Annotated in this window: 16 protein-coding genes; 6 read left to right on the top strand and 10 right to left on the bottom strand. The window is 64.7% G+C overall.

Annotated features, from left to right (window positions below):
• Positions 1–31 precede the first annotated feature (31 nt).
• The 7 genes from IVB19_RS10315 to xylB form a co-directional block, all read right to left on the bottom strand.
• Positions 32–979 carry a phosphatase PAP2 family protein gene (locus IVB19_RS10315; protein WP_247368254.1) on the bottom strand — a complete coding sequence of 316 codons (948 nt, stop codon included), beginning with the start codon at positions 977–979 and terminating at the stop codon, positions 32–34.
• A 405-nt stretch (positions 980–1384) separates the two neighbouring features.
• A complete protein-coding gene (locus IVB19_RS10310) occupies positions 1385–2296 on the bottom strand; it encodes a vWA domain-containing protein (RefSeq protein WP_247821379.1) in 912 nt (303 codons plus the stop codon).
• Positions 2248–2763: a TadE/TadG family type IV pilus assembly protein gene (locus IVB19_RS10305; protein WP_247821378.1), complete on the bottom strand. Its 516-nt coding sequence runs from the start codon at positions 2761–2763 to the stop codon at positions 2248–2250. Before IVB19_RS10305 ends, IVB19_RS10310 begins: the two co-directional genes overlap by 49 nt.
• A gap of 247 nt (positions 2764–3010) precedes the next feature.
• On the bottom strand, positions 3011–3958 hold the full coding sequence (locus tag IVB19_RS10300; protein WP_247821377.1) for an ABC transporter substrate-binding protein: 948 nt from the start codon (positions 3956–3958) through the stop codon (positions 3011–3013).
• Between the two features lie 153 nt (positions 3959–4111).
• Positions 4112–5167: an ABC transporter permease subunit gene (locus tag IVB19_RS10295; protein ID WP_018458272.1), complete on the bottom strand. Its 1056-nt coding sequence runs from the start codon at positions 5165–5167 to the stop codon at positions 4112–4114.
• Complete coding sequence (locus IVB19_RS10290) at positions 5160–6695, bottom strand: sugar ABC transporter ATP-binding protein (RefSeq protein ID WP_247821376.1); 1536 nt, start codon at positions 6693–6695, stop codon at positions 5160–5162. Before IVB19_RS10290 ends, IVB19_RS10295 begins: the two co-directional genes overlap by 8 nt.
• 210 nt (positions 6696–6905) lie before the next feature.
• Entirely contained in the window at positions 6906–8336 is a 1431-nt protein-coding gene (gene xylB / locus IVB19_RS10285; protein ID WP_247363508.1) for a xylulokinase, read from the bottom strand.
• 143 nt (positions 8337–8479) lie between these two features.
• On the opposite strand from xylB, the gene IVB19_RS10280 reads away from it, so the two are divergent.
• The 4 genes from IVB19_RS10280 to IVB19_RS10265 all read left to right on the top strand — a co-directional run bounded on the left by IVB19_RS10280 (position 8480) and on the right by IVB19_RS10265 (position 13368).
• Complete coding sequence (locus IVB19_RS10280; protein WP_018458269.1) at positions 8480–9733, top strand: MFS transporter; 1254 nt, start codon at positions 8480–8482, stop codon at positions 9731–9733.
• A gap of 24 nt (positions 9734–9757) precedes the next feature.
• Complete coding sequence (locus tag IVB19_RS10275) at positions 9758–10951, top strand: M20/M25/M40 family metallo-hydrolase (protein ID WP_018458268.1); 1194 nt, start codon at positions 9758–9760, stop codon at positions 10949–10951.
• Positions 10952–11025: 74 nt separating this feature from the next.
• Positions 11026–12114 carry a mandelate racemase/muconate lactonizing enzyme family protein gene (locus IVB19_RS10270; RefSeq protein WP_018458267.1) on the top strand — a complete coding sequence of 363 codons (1089 nt, stop codon included), beginning with the start codon at positions 11026–11028 and terminating at the stop codon, positions 12112–12114.
• Positions 12115–12219: 105 nt separating this feature from the next.
• On the top strand, positions 12220–13368 hold the full coding sequence (locus tag IVB19_RS10265) for an amidohydrolase (RefSeq protein WP_018458266.1): 1149 nt from the start codon (positions 12220–12222) through the stop codon (positions 13366–13368).
• Between the two features lie 6 nt (positions 13369–13374).
• On the opposite strand, the gene IVB19_RS10260 is transcribed toward IVB19_RS10265, so the two are convergent.
• A complete protein-coding gene (locus IVB19_RS10260; RefSeq protein WP_018458265.1) occupies positions 13375–13686 on the bottom strand; it encodes a hypothetical protein in 312 nt (103 codons plus the stop codon).
• On the opposite strand from IVB19_RS10260, the gene IVB19_RS10255 reads away from it, so the two are divergent.
• Positions 13685–14470 carry a DUF72 domain-containing protein gene (locus IVB19_RS10255; RefSeq protein WP_018458264.1) on the top strand — a complete coding sequence of 262 codons (786 nt, stop codon included), beginning with the start codon at positions 13685–13687 and terminating at the stop codon, positions 14468–14470. The two genes, IVB19_RS10260 and IVB19_RS10255, sit on opposite strands and share 2 nt — an antisense overlap.
• Here IVB19_RS10255 and IVB19_RS10250 read toward each other — a convergent pair.
• Complete coding sequence (locus IVB19_RS10250) at positions 14467–15654, bottom strand: CaiB/BaiF CoA transferase family protein (RefSeq protein ID WP_018458263.1); 1188 nt, start codon at positions 15652–15654, stop codon at positions 14467–14469. The two genes, IVB19_RS10255 and IVB19_RS10250, sit on opposite strands and share 4 nt — an antisense overlap.
• Before the next feature lie 166 nt (positions 15655–15820).
• Between IVB19_RS10250 and IVB19_RS10245 the strand changes: the two genes are divergently transcribed.
• Positions 15821–16708, top strand: a complete 888-nt coding sequence (locus tag IVB19_RS10245; RefSeq protein WP_018458262.1) for a VOC family protein — start codon at positions 15821–15823, stop codon at positions 16706–16708.
• Between the two features lie 109 nt (positions 16709–16817).
• Here the strand turns inward: IVB19_RS10245 and IVB19_RS10240 are convergent, their stop codons facing one another.
• On the bottom strand, positions 16818–18164 hold the full coding sequence (locus IVB19_RS10240) for a carbohydrate porin (protein ID WP_026233545.1): 1347 nt from the start codon (positions 18162–18164) through the stop codon (positions 16818–16820).
• Between the last annotated feature and the right edge of the window lie 131 nt (positions 18165–18295).

Genomic DNA, 18295 nt, shown 5'->3' with positions numbered 1-18295 from the left:
AATCGCTCTGTCGCTTGCAGAGCGTGGATGACTATCCGGCCGCGTGCGATGGCGAGGTGTTCCATCGCGCAAACAAAACGCCCCAGCGAAGCTGTCGAAGGCAAGCGAGGCAGAGAACGATGCCCGCACCGGCGATGATATCGATGAAATAGTGGCCGCCTACAGTAGGTGTTGCAGCAAGCATCAGCAAGTTCAAGACAAGGTATAGTGGGAAAAGCATCTTCACGCCTCGGCTGGCGTATATAAGTATTGTGGCCAGCGCAGCGTGGAACGAAGGAAATGTGATCAGACCATTCACGTGCGTCAACGAAATGCGTGTCATCTCGCCGCTTCGGAGTGCGTTGAAATCGATCAAATGATACGCGTCGACGCGTTCGACGACGCCAAAGTAGACCCATGCGCTCGCTGCCGGCAGTCTCCATGAGATCGGAAGAATCACGAGGAGCGATGTTACGAACAGCCAAACAAACTCTCGCATCCTTTCAAATCGCCCGCACGCACTCAGCCACACCAACAAGATGGCGACCTGCAGCATACAGCTGTGATACGCGACTGCGAGGACCGCTTTGATAATTGGTCTGACCTCAACCCACTCAAAGAAAGCCAGCCAATTCAGTCTCAGCAGGGTGTCGACGCCGGCCAGCTGGGAATCGACCAACGGAAACTTTGCCGTGATGGTTAGATAACTCAGGATCGCGCCCACGACCGTAAAGGCAATGATCTGAGCCAAAGCCGTGGCAAGCTCAGCGATACGCCGATCCGGCCTCAACCTCGTGTAAACAAAGGAGAGAAGAGCAGCAGCACAGAACGCAATCGCTTGCGTCGGATCGATAGCCATCGTCATCCCAGCGGCGCGAAGCCATATGAGGTCAACGGCTGCAACAATCGCAATTGCGATCCACAAGCGCAGAATTTCGCTGAACCGATAAGCATTGAGGACGGCAAAGACAAAGCCTTCATTTCGCATCACTCTGTCCATCTATCGCATCGTTTGGGATCCCTGACCCCTTCTGGAGCATCAATATCTGGTGCTCATCTAATGATTGTTTAATTTGGCTTATACAAATTCAGCGTGTTGGACTCGATGGGTTCCGCGCTGCTCATCAAATCTGGCTACGCGTGTTCGCATTCATCGGCTGACCGTAGGCTCCGAGGGAGCTCACGTCCGCTTCGGGTCAAACTGCGACTCCGCTTTGCATGAGCGACGGTCCGGTCTAGCTCGCGAACGGACGTCACGATCGCTCGCGCGAAGGTCAGCCGCCGAGCCAACATATGACGCGCGTTGGCGCTCACGTGAGGATGCGATTTCGCCCTTGGCGGGCTCTGCCTGCTGTTTCAGCCTTTGCTTCCCCGGGCCAATATCAAGCAAAATGGATATGTGGGGCTACTTCGAAACGCGCAGCTTGGAAATGGATGTGCCGATCTGGGTGAAGGCGGCGTCGATTTCGCTGGGGTTGCTCAGCATGAAGAAGTTTGCCGAGCCGCTCGCACATTTGGGAAGCACGGGCGACACCCCGGTGCCGTCGTCGAGCTGGACCGTGTAGATGGTCGTGTTCTTGGCCTTGACGGCGGTGCACAGAGCCTCCATTCGCGTGTCGATCTTGCCGCGTTCAGTCGAGGACGAGGTCATGGACCCGTCGCCGTTCCACCGATTGACCGTGTTCTGGCCGTCGGTGAACAGGATGATCACGTGCTGGTACACGTTGTTGACGTCCTCGGCCGGCGCGTTCAGCGGCGCTTGCTGCAGCAGCGACAGCCAGCCCCAGTGCAGCCCGATGGTCTGATTGGTGCCGCCGTTCGCCGACATCGCGTCGATGGTGCTCTTGACGGTGCTGGCTGTGCTGGTCAGCGCCAGCAATTTGGCCGGGCAGTACGGGTCTTGGTCGGCGACAAATTGCGTTGTCAGCGCCGATGGCAATGCGTCGGAGACGTCGTAGCTCTGATCGCGGTCGGTCACACAGCCGTTCCAGTTCGAAGTTGAAGGCGAGCCTACGGAATGGCTCCAGGTGTAGCCATGCCCCTTGCACATCGCCATCGTGTACCAGGAGCTCCGTCCGCTGCTGCAATAGGAGTTGCTGGAGGAATCCTCCGACCTGGGGTCCCATAGATCCCAGCGCAGCCACGTGGCCGAGACCTTGTCGATGCCGACGTTGACGGCGCTCGCGAACGGAATCACGGAGAACATGACATCGCCCGGGGTCTTCGCCAGCGCCCCGAGCTTGTCGACAAGGTTCTTGGATGCGGTCTTCAGGTTGCTGATCTTGGTGCCCCCCATGGAACCGGTGTTGTCGAGCACCAGCGCGATGCGCAGCAGGTTGTTCCCCAGGTCGAGGTCGAGCCGACGCTGAAGTCGAGGGTTGGAAAGCCGGCAATCTGCATGAACTGGCTCTTGATTTCGCCCGACGCCGCCATCGTCACCGTCGATCCCTTGCCGCTATTGTTGGCGGTGTAGGTGGCGGACGCCTTGACGTTCTGGCTGCCGGTGTGGGTATAGAGTGCGGCGAAGTAAGCGGCGCCAGCGGTCGGAACCTGGTCAGCCGTGATCTTCCCATCGGACAGGTTCTTGGCGACCATCAGCGCGGCCGAATCGAGCGCACCCTGCATCGCGGTGCGGGCGTGGGCGGCGCGGCTGTAGTCGATCGCAGCGCCGACGAATGACAAGACCGGCAACAAGGCGATGGCGAAGATGACGGCGATATTGCCGCGCTCGTCCCGGGCTAGGCGACCCAACGTGGTGGCGGCGGAAGAAGGGCTCAAGGTCATCGGGAATCCTCTGCAACCTCCAATAGGCAGTGGACTCTAAAGTATACGTTAAGTTACGCGCGAAAATGCTGGCAAACCGCCTTCCGCATGCGCGGCGCCGCCAAGGAGACCCGGACCTCCTGCGGGTTCCGCAGGCCGCTTTGGTGATATGCGAACGGGGCCATCCTGCAGGGATCGCTGCCACATCTTCCGCTGGTGCCACGCGAGCCGACCAGCGCCGCATCCGGCGCCGGCCGCCTCTCGCCCGCTACTGCGACCGATCCGAGGTCCAGCCTTTGTACTCGCCGACATTGTCGCGCGTCACGAGTTTCGACGGCAGCAGCTCAACCGTGGACGCCGGCTTCTGGCCGTTGAGAATGCTGACGCCGACCTGCACGGCGCGGCGGGCCATGAAGAACGGGTCCTGCGAGGCGGAGGCCTGAATCTGCGTCGCCTGCGGGTCCTTGAGGGCCGCTTCGATGTCGGGGGCGCCGTCGACCGCGGTGATGACGATGCCGGTGCGCTGCTGCTGGCGCGCGGCGAGGTCAGTGCCGATCGCCTGCGGGTCGTTGATGGCGAAGATGGCGTCGATCTTGGAGAAGCGGGTCAGATAGCCCTGCGCCACCGTGAGGCCGCCTTCGCGCGAGCCCTTGCCGTCCTGGTCGCTGGACAGGACCTTGATGCCGGGATTCTTGCCGAGCACGTTCTTGCAGCCGACCACGCGATCGATCACCGCGGAGACCTGCGGGCCGTTCTCGATGATCACGTCGCCCTTGCCTCCCAGCTTGTCGACGATGTACTGGCAGGAGATCTCGCCGGCCTGGACGTTGTTGGTGGTCACCGTGGCGTCGGCGCCTTCGGCCGCGGTGTCGACGGCAACGACGACGATGCCGGCGGCCTGCGCCTTCTTGATCGCTGGTCCGATCGCCTTGGGATCGCCAGGGTTGAGCAGGATCAGGTCGACGCCGGCGGCGATGAAATTGTCGATCTGGGTGACCTGCTTGCCGAGATCATATTCGAAGCCCACCGTCGTGATCTTCACGTTGGGGTTGGTCTTCTTGGCCTCGAACTCGGCGCCCTTCGACAACGCGACGAAGAACGGATTGCCGAGCGAGCCCAGCGAAATGCCGATCGACTTAAGCTCCTTGGCGTAGGACGGCGCGGAGCTCAGGACGAGCGCCATCGCGGCGCCGGCAAGCGAGATCGACTTCAACATTGGCTTCCTCCCTGGTCTGTTTGAAGCTCCGGCGCGGCGACCAGTTGCCGTGACGGAATGAACATGACGGCGCGGTGCCGGCTGCATTTTCATGCTCCTTGTTTGAGCATGATCCTTTCGAAAAACCGCTTCGCACTTTTTCGGATCATGCTCTCAAGTCCGAGCCGAGCCCTGCAGCCGATAGCGGTCCAGCGCCACCGCGCCGATGATGACCAGACCCTTGATCACATATTGCCAGACGTCGGACACGCCGATCAGGATCAGGCCGTTCGACAGCACGGCAATGATCAGCGCGCCGACCAGCGTTCCCCAGATCGAGCCGATGCCGCCGACAAAGGAGGTGCCGCCCAGGATCACGGCGGTGATGGCGTCGAGTTCGTAGGACTGGCCGAGCTGCAGGCCATTGGCGGCGTAGAGGCGCGCTGCCTGCATCGCGCCGCCGAGGCCCGCGAGCAGGCCGGACACGCCATAGACGAAAATCAACACGGCCCAGACCTTGATGCCGGCGAGCCGCGCCGCGCTCTCATTGCCGCCGACCGCGTAGATGTGCACCCCGAGCACGGTGCGCTTGAGCACCAGCCACGACACCAGGATGACCAGCAACGCGATCACCCAGAGCCAGGGAATCGACAATACGCCGGGAATGAGGGTCAGAGCACCGTTGCCGATGAAGGCATAGGGGATCGACGGATTGAACACCGTGGTGTCGGCGCCGAGCAGGCGCGCCGCGCCGCGCACGGCGGTCAACGATCCCAGCGTGACGATGAAGGGCGGCAGGCGCAACAGCGCGATCAAGCCGCCGTTGAGAATGCCGAAGACGGTGCCGGTGAGCACCGCGGCCGGCAACCACAGCGCCCCGAGATCTGGAAATTTGGAGATGATCAGCCCGGCCATCGCCGCCGCCGCCAAGATGGAGCCGACCGACAGGTCGATGCCGCCGGTGAGGATGACGAAGGTCATGCCTGCGGCCAGCACGGTATTGACCGCGGACTGCTGCACCACGATGCCGATGTTCTGGCCGGTGAAGAAGCGGCCGTCCGACAGCACGTGAAAGCCGATGCACAAGAGCAGCAGCACCGGCAGCATGCCGACCGCGCGAATGATCATCCGCGTCCGCTGCCGCTTCGTCTCCTGCGCGGCGGCAAGACCGGGCGCGACGGGGACGGCTTTGGCGGGGGCGGTGTTGGCGGAAGCGCCGTTCTCAGGCATCGAGCTGCTCCGTTCCGGTGGCGAGGGCCATGATCTCCTCCTGATTGAGCGGCGATTTCGCGTCGCGCCGGATCTGCCCGGCGATATGTCCTGCACGCATCACGATGACGCGGTCGCAGATGCCGATGATCTCGGGCAGGTCGGACGAGATGACGAGAACCGCGGTGCCCGACTTCGCGAGATTGTCGATGATCGAATAGATCTCGGACTTGGCGCCGACGTCGACGCCGCGCGTCGGCTCGTCGAGGATCAGGATTTTCGGGCCGATCGCGAGCAGCCGCGACAGCAGCACTTTCTGCTGGTTGCCGCCCGAGAGCCCGCCAGCGGGAACACCGACATTCGCAGCGCGGATGCCGAGCCCCGCGAACGCGCGCTTGGCGCGGTCGCGGGCCTTGTCGCGATCGAGGATGCCGCCGAATTTCGCGTCGCGGCCGAGCACCGCGAGATTGATGTTGTCGAGACAGGACATGTCGAGGAACAGGCCGAGCGCCTTCCTGTCCTCGGTGAGATAGGCGATGCCGGCGTCCAGCGCCTCGCCGGGCGTGCGGATGGAGACCTCGCGCCCGTCGATCTCGACATGGCCGGAGATCATGGGCGCGGCGCCGATGATGAGGTGCGCAAGCTCGGTGCGGCCGGCGCCGACCAGGCCCGCGAGGCCGACCACCTCGCCCGCATGCACCGCCAGCGAACATCCCTTGACGCGCCTGCCGTCGGCGATGTCGACGGCCGCAAGCACGGGAGCTCCCGACCGCGCGTTGGGATCGTTCCTGGGATCATGCTCCTTCTTGTAGAAGGACGAGACGTCGCGTCCCACCATCATCCGGACGATGGTGTCGGCACGGATGTCTGCCTTGTCGAGCGAGCCGACCAGCGTGCCGTCGCGCAGCACCGTGACGCGGTCGCCGAGCGCATAGACCTCGTCCATGCGATGCGAGATGTAGATGATGGCGAGACCTTCGGCGCGCAGCTGGCGGATCAGCGCGAACAGCCTTTCGCTCTCACCGGCCGACAACGCGGTGGTCGGCTCGTCCATGATCAGGATCCTGGAGCGGGCGTGCAGCGCGCGCGCGATCTCGACCAGTTGGCGCTGGCCCATCGAAAGATTGGCGACCTGCGTCTGCGGCGTGAAATCCGCGCCGAGCCGCGCCAGGATCGGACCGACGCCGGCCTGCATCGCCTCGCGCGCCAGCAAGCCGCCGCGGGAGACCTCGCGACCGAGATAGATATTCTCCGCAACGCTCAGGTTGGGGGCGAGCGAGAGTTCCTGATAGATGATCGCGATGCCGGCTGCGCGGCCGCCGAGCGGACCGCTGATCTGCACGGGCTGGCCGTCGATGCGGATTTCGCTGCCCGGGTCCGGCCGGTAGGCGCCCGACAGGATCTTCATCAGGGTGGATTTGCCGGCGCCGTTCTCGCCCATCAAAGCGTGGATTTCGCCCGCGTAGACGGTGAGGTCGACGTCGCGCAGCGCCTTGATGCTGAAGAACGATTTAGAGACCCGGCGCATCTCGAGGATGGGCTCGCTCATCACACCTCCCCGATGCGCCGACGGCGGCATCGCAATCTCACCCGCGTCTCGTTGGTCCCTGGCGCGCGCGCAAGCATTAAACAAAAGGTTGTGGCGCAGGGCAATACCTCCGGCATACCGACCAACGGTCCGGCGCTGCTTTTATCTTTTGCAGACGGAACCGATCCCGCGCGTGATGCCTTTTCTTCGCCACATCATCGCGTATCGCGATCAGCGCCGCGGCCGGTACAGGCGGCGCCATTGCGGCAGCCGCTCGGCATAGGCCTGCGCAAGCGCGCCGTCGGGCTCGAAGGTCTCGACGCGCTGTGGCGCGGTGCAGACGGCGTCGATCGCCTCACCGGTGACGGCGAGGCGGCCAAGCCGCGCCGCACCGAACGCCGCGCCCGTCTCGCCGTCGGCAAAGCGATGCACCGGCACGTTCAGGACATTGGCCAGCACCGAAAGCCAGAACCGCGACCGTGAGCCGCCGCCGATGACATCCGCCTCCGCGATCACCAATCCGGTCTCGGCCAGCACGTCCCGGCAATCCGCAAGCGCGAAGGCGACGCCTTCGAGCACGGCTTGCACGATCGCGTCACGATCGGTGGCGTGACTGATCCCATCGAGCATGCCGCGCACGTCGGGGTCATCGTGCGGGGTGCGTTCGCCGGAGAGGTACGGCAGGAAGCTGACCGGCGACGGCGCCCGCGGGCGCAACCCGAGCGGCGCCAGCAGCTCAGTCTCAGGGATCCCCAACAGCCGCGCGATCCAGGCCAGGCACGATGCCGCCGAGAGGATCGCGCCGGCTTGAATCCACCTGTCGGGGACGGCGTGACAGAACGTGTGCACGACCCGCTCCGGATTGGCCGCGATCGTCTCGGTCGGCACCAGCAATGCGCCGGAGGTTCCGAGCGAAATGAAGGCTGCCCCGGGATTGATGGCGCCGATGCCGATGGCTCCCGCCGGATTGTCGCCGGCCCCGCCCGCGATCATCGGCCAGCGCTGCGCCAACTCGCTCCGCAGCCGTGCAGCCGGCGCGCAGCCCTCGACCAGACGGGGCATCTGCCGGCGCGATAGCGCGGTCGCGGCGAGTCCTTCATCCGACCAATCGCGGCTGCTAACATCGAGCCACAGCGAACCCGAGGCGTCCGAGACATCCTCGATCGCCTCGCCGGTCAGCACCAGGCGCAGATAGGCCTTTGGTTGCAGCACGAGTTTTGTCGCCGCGAAGATCTCCGGTTCGTGCCTGGCGACCCACAGCAATTTTGGCGCGGTGAATCCCGGCATCGCCTTGTTGCCTGTCGTGGTCCGCAAGGCGGGCCAGCGCCGCTCCAGCTCGGCGCATTCCGCAAAGGACCGTCCGTCATTCCAGAGAATGCAGGGCCGCAACGGCCTGTGGCTGGCGTCGAGCAGCGTCGCGCCGTGCATCTGGCCGGACAGGCCGATGCCCTCGACCTCGGCCAGCTCGCGCGCGTGATCCGCCTTCAGCGCGTCCAGCGTCGCGAACGTCGCCTCGATCCACTGTGCCGGGTCCTGCTCGCAATGGCCGGGACGCGGCGAGGAGACCGTCAGTGACCGGCTGCGGCTCGCCACCACGCGCTGCGCGTCGTCGACCAGAACGATTTTGACGGCGGAGGTGCCGAGGTCGATGCCGAGATACATGATGTCACTAGCCTTGCACGTTTAGGATCTTGCGCGTCCGTTGCCTTGTGCATCCACGACATTGCGGCCATGGCGGTCCCGATGTTGGCATGCACCCGTCAATCATGTAACCCCACCCGAAACCTTGCCGGGACGCAACGCCCATGACCACCGCCGCCACCCACGACGCGGGAGCCACCCGCGCGCTGATCTTTGCGCTGCTTGCGCTGGCCTGCGGGCACATGCTCTCGACCTTGCTGCGCACCATTCCGGCGGTCAGCCTCGACCTGATGGCGGCGGATTTCGGCATCGAACCGCAGGCGCTGGCGAGCCTCACCTCGGTCTACCCGTTCGCGTTTGCGGCCGCGCAGATCCCGGTCGGTGCGGCGATGGACCGCTTTGGCGTGCGGCCGGTGTCGCTGAGCCTGCTCGCGGGAACCGTGGTCGGCGCCATCGCGTCGGGGTTCGCAACGGGACCCGAAAGCTTCGCCATCGGGCAGGTGCTGCTGGGCATTGCCACCTCCGGCATGCTGATGTGCCCGATGACGTTGGCGGCCAAGCAATTGTCGGCCGCGCGCTTTGGGCTGTGGTCGGGCGCGATCCTCTCGATCGGCAATATCGGCATGCTGTTGTCGTCGAGTCCGCTCGCCTTCGTGGTCGACACTTACGGCTGGCGCGCCGGGTTCTGGATCTCGGCGCTCGGCGGCGTCGCCGTGGCGCTCGCGGTGTTCCTGCTGGTGCCGAGCCAGCCGGCCGAGCACAAGGACGAGTCCTCGCCGCTGTCGCAGATGATCGAGGTGCTCAGGCTCGGACTGTCGCGGCCCTTGCGCGGCCTGATCGCGCTGGCCCTGGTGTCGCTTGCGACCTCGCTGGTGCTGCGCGGCCTGTGGGGCGGACCGTGGCTGATGCAGGTCAAGGGATTGTCGCGGGTCGAGGCCGGCAACCAGCTCGGCGCGTTCACGCTGGCCATGATCGCAGGTCCGCTTGTCATCGGCATGATCGACCGCAGGCTGGGACGCCGCCGCGCGCTGGTGGCGGGAACGCACCTCGTCGGGGCATTGCTGCTGGCGCTGATGGCGTTAGGGGCCCCGCGCTATGCCATTTCCGTGTTGTCTGGTGTTGCGGTGATGCCGCCGCAATACGACCTCGTGCTGTTCGTGCTCATCGGGCTTGCCACTTCCGCACAGCCGCTGCTGTTCGGCATGTCGCGGCAGCTGGTCGACGCCCAAGTTGCGGGCAAGGCGCTCGCGGCGATCAACCTCGCCTTCTTCCTCGGCGCGGCGCTGATGCAATCGATCACCGGTGCGGTGGCGGCGTTTGCAGGGTTGCCGGCGGTGCTGCTTTTCATGGCAGCCATGCTTGGCATCGGCGCGCTGATCTTTTTGGTCTATACCTCGCCAAGACCGACGATAGAGTAGAGCCCTGCATCAAGGGGACATCTCATGCCTGTCGACACCAAAGCCGCCACCGACCGCCTCTTGCGCTTTCTCGCCGTCGAGGGCGTCACCGGACAGGAGGCCGCGATCGGGCGTGAGCTCACGGCTGCGCTGAAGGAGAGCGGCGTGCCGGCGAAAGCGATCCGGCTCGACGACGCCAATACCCGCATTCCGGTGCCGACCGAGACCGGCAACCTCATCGTCGACCTGCCCGGCCGCGGCGCGCTGCACAACCAGCCGCGCATCATGTTCATGACCCACATGGATACCGTGCCGCTATGCGCCGGCGCCAAGCCGAAAAAGTCGGGTCGCAAGATCGTCAATGATGCGAAGACCGCGCTCGGCGGCGACAATCGCTGCGGCTGCGGCGTGCTGGTGACGCTGGCGGCCGAGCTCGAAAAGCAGCAACTCGATCATCCGCCGATCACGCTGCTGTTCTGCGTGCGCGAGGAGAGCGGGCTCTATGGCGCGCGCCACGTCAAGCTGGACGAGTTCGGCTCGCCGGTGATGGCCTTCAACTATGACGGCGGCTCGGCCTCCAACGTCGTCATCGGCGCCGTGGGTGCCGACCGCTGGACCGTGGAAATCTTCGGCCGCGCCTCGCATGCCGGCGTCGCGCCGGAGCGCGGCATCTCCTCGACCATGATCCTCGCGCTTGCGCTCGCCGACGTGAAGGCCGGCGGCTGGTTCGGCAAGGTGGTCAAGCGCAAGCAGCAAGGCACCAGCAATGTCGGCCCCGTCACCGGCGGCGAGGGAAGGCCCGCGGGCGACGCCACCAACGTCGTCACCGACTACGTGCATGTGCGCGGCGAAAGCCGCAGCCACGACGGAAAGTTCTTCAAGGAGATCACGAAAGCCTACAAGGCCGCGTTCGAGAAGGCGGCCAAGAAAGTCACCAACGCGCAAGGCAAGTCCGGCAAGGTCAAGTTCAAGGCCGAGACCGACTATTTCCCGTTCCGCATGAAGGACAACCTTCCCGTCGTCAGACGCGCGGTGGAGGCCGTGTCCGCCGTCGGCGGCACCCCGAACGTGCGCACCGCCAATGGCGGCCTCGATGCCAACTGGATGGTCCGCCACGGCGTTCCGACCGTGACCTTCGGCGCCGGCCAGAACGAGGTGCACACGATCGACGAGTGGATCAATCTCGACGAATACGACCGCGCCTGCGCGCTGGCCGTGCAGCTCGCGACGATGCGGTGAGCTGCCTTGCATGGCGCGCGCTTGCCGGGCGGTGCGCGTCGGCCTAGCCTGCAAAGAAAACGCAGGGAGGCCGCATGCCGCGCATTTCGACCATCGAGACCGGATTCTACCGGATCCCCCTTCCCGTCACGCTGTCGGACTCGATGCATGGCGACATGGCGGCGTTCGAGCTGATCACCTGCCGCATCCGGGATGCCGATGGCGCCGAGGGCGTCGGCTACACTTACACGGTCGGACGCAATGGCGGCGCCGTCGCCGACATCCTCAAGCGCGAGATCCCGCCGCTCGTCGAAGGCCGCGAGGCCGATGATACCGAGGCGATCTGGCACCAGGTCTGGTGGGCACTGCATTATGGCGGGCGCGGCGGGCCGGCGGTGCTGGCGCTCTCGGCACTCGACATCGCGCTGTGGGATTTGAAGGCGCGGCGCGCGCAATTGCCGCTGTATCGATTGCTCGGCGGGTTCGACGCGCGCGTGCCGTGTTATGCGGGCGGCATCGATCTCGATCTCTCCGTCGAGGCACTGCTCGCGCAGACTGACGGCAATCTCAGCAAGGGCTTTCGCGCCATCAAGATGAAGGCCGGCCGCCCCGATCTCAAATCGGATGTGGCGCGGGTCGCGGCGATGCGACAGCATCTCGGTGACGGCTTTCCGTTGATGGTGGATGCCAACATGAAATGGACGGTCGAGGAAGCGATCCGCGCCGCCCGCGCGTTCCAACCGTATGACCTCACCTGGCTCGAGGAGCCGATCATTCCCGACGACGTCGCGGGCCACACTCGCATCATGCAGGCCGGCGGCGTGCCGATCGCGGCGGGCGAGAATTTGCGTTCGCTTTGGGAGTTCAAGAACTACATCGTCGCGGGCGCGGTGTCCTATCCCGAGCCTGACGTCACCAATTGCGGCGGCGTCTCCGCCTTCATGAAGATCGCGCGGCTGTCGGAGGCGTTCAACCTGCCCGTCACCAGCCATGGCGCGCATGACGTCACCGTGCACCTGCTCGCGGCCTGCCCGAACCGGTCGTATCTGGAGGCGCACGGTTTTGGGCTCGACAAATTTATCGAGCATCCACTGGTGCTGCAGGACGGGCTTGCGCTCGCGCCGGACCGTATCGGCCACGGCATCAGCTTCGATTGGGACGGGCTGGCGAAGCTGTCGGCGTAGACGGGAGCGCGTTGCTGCACGCGAGGCATTCGCTGAGGCTTGATGCAAGCTGCGGTTATTCGGCTATGGTGTCGACGCCGACACACAAGCCGAGAGATTCCCGCCTTGACCCCCGAGCTGCACCAGAAACTGACCGCGTGGCGCCGGCATTTGCATGCGCATCCCGAACTGTCCCTCCAGGAGAAAGTCACCGCGGCCTTCGTGCAGGACAAGCTCACCGAGCTCGGCATTTCCTTCGAGGCCAACATCGGCGGTCACGGCATCGTCGCGACCCTGACGCGCGGCCACGCCCAGGGCCGCGTCGGCCTGCGGGCCGACATGGATGCGCTGCCGATCACCGAAGATACGGGGCTAGCTTACGCTTCGCAAAACCCCGGTGTGATGCATGCCTGCGGCCATGACGGGCATACCGCTTCGCTGCTCGGCGCGGCCGCGCTGCTCGCCGCCGACACCAGCTGGAGCGGGACGGTCGATTTCATCTTCCAGCCGGCCGAGGAAGGTTATGGCGGCTCGCGCGCGATGGTCGCGGCCGGGCTGTTCGACCGCTTTCCGATGCAACGGGTGTTCGGCTTTCACAACTGGCCGGGGCTCGCCGCCGGCACCATCGCGGTCCATGACGGCGTCGTCATGGCCTCCGGCGGGCGCATCACCATCACCATCGATGGCCATGCCGGTCACGCCGGCATGCCGCATCTGACGCGCGATCCGGTGATGGCGGCCGGCCATTTGATCGTGGCGCTGCAATCGATCGTCTCGCGCAGCGTCGATCCGCTCGACACCGCCGTGCTCTCGCTCTGCACGCTCGAAGGCGGCACGGCACGCAACCAAATCGCCGGACGCGTCTCGATCGGCGGCACGCTGCGCTACCATCGCGATGCGGTGAAGGACACCGTTTTGGCGCGGATCGAACAGATCTGCGCCGGGATTGCCACGAGCTTCGGCGTCAAGGTCACGCCCGAGATCGTCATTGGCGTCGGCGTGGTCATCAACACGCCGGCAGAAGCGGATCTCGCGCGCCTCGCGGCGGACACGGTACGGGCCGAGTTGCGGCGCGACCTCGCGCCCAGCATGGCCGGCGAGGATTTTGCCCACTATCTCTCGCGGCGTCCGGGCGCCTTCGTCTGGATCGGCAATGGCGAATTGCGGGATGGCGCCGAGCTGCACGGCCCGCGCTATGATTTCAACGACGCGATCCTACCGGTGGCATCGAGCTGGATGGCGGAACTCGCCAAGGCGGCGCTGGCCTCGAACTAGGCCCGCTCACGAGATCTCGCGCGGCAACTTCCAGCCGGGCTTCGGCTCGAACGTCTCCTCGACCTGCGCGACGTGATAGCCGGCGGGCAGAAGGCGGCCGCCCTCCTCGTCCGCGACCGGTACGTCGGTTACCAGCCCCTCGATCAAGGCGGCTTCCCACACCTCCTTCTCCGTCGGAAAGGGATCGCCGATCTGCTTGTTGCCTTCGAACAGCGCGTACATCGGTTCCGGTCCTGCGTTGATCAAGCTCACGAGCAACGTATCGGCCGCACGGACGTTCCCATCCGGCAAATCGCAATGGATGGACACGTCGAACATGGCGCGCGTTCTGATCGGAACTTCCGGCTGGCATTACGCCTCCTGGCGAGGCCCGTTCTTTCCCAAGGGCGTGACGCTGAAGCAGCAGCTGAGCTACTACGCCGGACAGTTCGACACCACCGAGCTGAACGGGGTGTTCTACCGCACCCCGACGCCGGAGGCCGTCGAGGGTTGGCGGGAGCAGACCGGCCGCGATTTCGTCTTTGCCTGGAAGGCCTCGAAATTCATCACGCACTGGAAGCGCCTGTCGGATCGCTCGGTGAACAGCCTCGAACTGCTGGAGGATCGCATCTCACGGCTCGGCGGCAAGGCCGGCCCGATCCTGTTCCAGCTCCCGCCGCAATTCGAGGCCGACGCGGACCGCCTCGCCGGCTTCTTCAAGCTGTTGTCGCGGAAGCGGCGTTACAGTTTCGAATTCCGTCATCCGAGCTGGTATCAGCCGCGCATCTTGCGGATGCTGGCCGACGAGAACATCTCGCTGTGCCTGTCCGATCATCACGACGCGCCCGCGCCATGGAAGCGCACGGCGGATTTCGTCTATGTGCGCGGGCACGGGCCCAGCGGGCGCTATCACGGGCACTATACGAAACCCACGCTGGCGCAATGGGCGCGGCGCATCAAATCCTGGAAGCGGCAGGGCTGCGACGTCTACGTCTATTTCGACAACGACCAGAAGAGCGCGGCGCCGGCCGATGCACAGGCGTTGAAGCAATTGCTCAACGTGCGGCAAAGCGCGGCGATCACGACGGCAAGCCGCCGTGCAGGTGCCGTTGTTCACCGCTAGACGATGCCGCCTTGCCGGAGCGCCGCGATCGCGGCCTTGTCGTAGCCGAGCTCGGTCAGGATAAGATCGGTATGCTCGCCGAGCGTGGGCGGGCGCATCGCGATTTCGCCGGGCGTTTCCGACAGGCGGACGGCGGCGCGTGCCACCGGTGCGGGCTTCGGCAGACCTGGATAGTCGACGTCCTGCATGAATCCGGCGGCGCGGACGTGCGGATGATCCAGCGCCTGCTGCGGGCTCAGCACGGGGCCGGTCGGAATCATGGCCTTGCCCAGGGTGTCGACGGCTTCCTGCGTGGTGCGCTCGGCGCACCAGCGCGCCATGCGCTCGCTGATGACAGGGCCATTGTTGCCGCGGCTGATGTCGTCGGCAAAGCGCGGATCGTTCAGCCAGACCTCCTCCTCGCCCATCAGTTTCGCCCAGCGCTTGAACAGCGGATGCCCCGTGACCTGGCACAGCACCCAGCCGTCCCTGGTGCGGTAGATGTCGGCAGGCGCCGCGGTCTGGCCGAGATTGCCTGTCGGCACGCGATTGACGTTGATGACGGCCTGCTCGATCAGCGTCGCGTTGGTGAAGGACAAGGCGGTTGCGAGCAACGCGCCCTCGACGATCTGCCCGCGCCCGGATTTGCCGCGCTCGATCAGTGCGGCGAGCGTGCCGAACGCGCAATGTAGCGCGGTCCCGAAATCGACCCAGTTGACCGCGGCCCGGTAGGGTGGATCGCCGGCGCCCGTCATGTACACCGAGCCCGACATGACCTGGCCGACACCATCGAAGCCGACACGGTCGGACCATGGCCCCGGCCCGCCAAACGCGGTGGCCGTCGTCAGGATGATGTCCGGCTTGATCGCCTTGAGCGAATCGTAGTCGAGCTTCATCGCGCCCAAGGTCTGCGGCGGCAAATTGGCGACGACCACGTCCGCGGTCGCAATCAGGCGGCGCATCACCTCCTGTCCTTCCGGCTTCATCGGATCGAGCGTGAGGCACTTCTTGTTGCGGTTGACTTGAAGAAACAGCGCGCCTTCGCCAGTTTCGCCGACCGGCGCCACGAAACGATCCTCGCTGCCGTCGCGCTTCTCCACGCGAATGACCTCGGCGCCGAATTCGGCCAGCAAGGTCGCGCAATAGGGCCCCGCGATATAGCGCCCGAAATCAAGAACGCGGACGCCCGCCAGAACCCCTCCCATCGATCTCTTTCCTTTGTGCTTTTTGTCAGCTTACAGGGATTGGCATTTGCGGCAAGGTGGCAATGGACGCCATGCCCCACCCTCGAGATGTGATCGGCGAATCATTTCGACTGGCGGAAATTGTGCTCTAGTATGGACCTGTCCCTCCCCCATCAGAGCCCCGTCCATGCCGCAACAATTCGATCGATCCAAAGAAGATCTCGGCAACGCGATCCATTTCGAGCACGTCAACATCCAGGTCCCGGACCAGCGCCTCGCCACGCTGTTCTATGTCGCAGGTCTCGGGCTCACCCGGGATCCGTATCTGATGGTGTCCGACACCAACATGTGGATCAACGCCGGACGGAGCCAGTTTCATTTGCCGAGCGGCCGGCCGCAGGTGCTGCGCGGTCATGTCGGACTCGTCATCGCGGGCCGCGAGGCGCTGCTGGCGCGATTGGCGTCGGTCGCCAAAAAGCTCGAGGGCACCGCGTTCGCCTTCGCCGAGCATAACGACCATGTCGAGGCGATTTGTCCGTGGGGCAACCGCCTGCGCTGCTACGAGCCCGACGCCGCGCGCTTCGGCCGTGTCGCGCTCGGCGTTCCCTATGTCGAGTTCGACGTGCCGGTGGGATCGGCCGCTCGCATCTGCGCCTTCTACCCCGAGATCATGGGCATGCCATCCGAGTTACGGAACGGCGACGGTACGGTTGCCGCCGTGAAGACCGGCCGCGACCAGCATCTGTTGTTTCGCGAGACCGATCGGCCGCAAGGCGACTATGACGGCCACCATGTGCAGATGTACATCACCGATTTTTCCGGCCCTTACCGCAAGCTGCTGGCGCGCGATTTGATCTCGCGCGAGGACAATCAGTACCAGTACCGCTTCTGCGACATCGTCGATCTCGACAGCGGCAAGCCGCTGTTCACGGTCGAGCACGAGGTGCGCAGCGCCACCCACCCGATGTTCATGCGGCCGATGGTCAATCGCAATCCGGCGATCAACAACCGCAATTACGCGTTCGGTCACGATCAGGCGTCTTGGGCGATGGGACCGGATCAATACGAGGGATAGGTGATAACCAAGTCCCGGGCGGCTCCGCTGAGTGGAGCCGCCACACGTTGCGTGCGCTCCGGTGGGACGGGCATGCCCCACCTTTCGCATCAGACGGGTGAGCGTCCCGTCAGAAGTGGACCTCGGTGCGCATGCCAAGAACCACGGCGTTGTCGGTCTTCACGCCCGCCGCGTTATAGCCGCGCCCACCGGGATTGATGACATACTGAGCGTCGAACTTGAGGTTCAGCCAGCCGGTCGCCTGCCATCCGTACCAGACTTCAAGCGGCACTTCGTTGCCGCCGGCGTTCGGACTGAGGGCAGCCGTGTTCACGTGCGTCGTGCCGACCGCGAAGCCGACTTCGTCCTGGGGACGCCAGGAGAACGTTCCGGTATGCCTGAAGCCCAGGGCGATCTGGTAATCCTGGTACGAGGTCCGGTGATCGGCAACGGTCGTATTGAGGAAGGTGTACCAACCTACCGCACCGGGACCGTCAACGGTCAATCGTTGCAGGATCGATTCGTAGACACCGTAGCGGCCGCGTTGATCGCTGATATTTTGATCGGGCACACCACCGACGCCCGGGATGGTGCCGATAACACCCGGAAGGCCGCCATCAATGGACGAGGCGCTGTCGTACCAGCCGCCGAGTCTCCAGGTCCCGGTCAAGGGGCCCTTCGGCGTCCAGACCAACTCCACCGGCACCATCACGCCACTGGCGGGGTTCGAGGCGGGAATGCCGGGCAAGAAGTAGACGCCCGGGTCTGACGTCGTCAGGTAACCCGGATTGGCATCGTAGACACCGACCGACACCGTGAATTCCGGCGCGATCTTGTAGTGGACGACACCGGCCCACTGGCTCACCGGCCAATTGTAGATGTAGCCGCCCTGGATGTTGCCGGGCTGACCGCCGCAGAAGGTCAGGTTGATGAACTCGCACAGGCCGAAGAAGAAGTCGGAGCCGACCGGAAGACGGCCGCCCTTGAGTTCAAGGCTGTCATCGAAAAGCTTCTGCGAGTAATAGAGCTGCGTCAGGCGCAGAATATTGCCGCGGCCGAACACTTCGTTGGTCAGCTGCAGGGCGGGAATGTCCGCTTCGGTATTCAGATTCTTGCCGAAGCGGTCGACCAGCGTGAGACCGACGGTGCCGCCGGGAATGCCGGCGAGTTTTCCCATGTCCAGCTTCGCGCCGAACCACAACTGGCCGGCGTTGGCCGCGGTATTCCTGCTTCCGCCGGAGACATTGCCGACCGATTCGTTACCGAGCGTCAGGCCGACATCGATGCCCTGCTCCTTCAGCCTGGTCCTGCCGAGATCGCCGAACAGATACGGTCTCGTCCAGAAATCGTCAGCCGCATAAGGAACAGGCGCAGCTTTCGTCGAAAAGTCGGCCGCATACACTCCACCGCAAAACAGCGATGAGAAAGCAATCCCCACACCGCACACCCCTGCGGTGTTCATAAACCTGCGCAACATTTTACTCGTCCTCCCGCCGTCTCAGGCTTTACTTGTTTCGCCTCACGCCCCTGCCCAAAGCCCTCGAGCCTGGAACGCGCTCCCTCCCCCAGCGGCCGCCGACCAGGCAGCCTTGTGTCAACTGGAGCGTG

The organism is Bradyrhizobium sp. 187 (assembly GCF_023101005.1).
Taxonomy (GTDB): Bacteria; Pseudomonadota; Alphaproteobacteria; order Rhizobiales; family Xanthobacteraceae; genus Bradyrhizobium; species Bradyrhizobium canariense_D.
The sequence above is the reverse complement of the archived record's forward strand: the minus strand, read 5'-3'. Positions and strand labels throughout refer to the sequence as shown.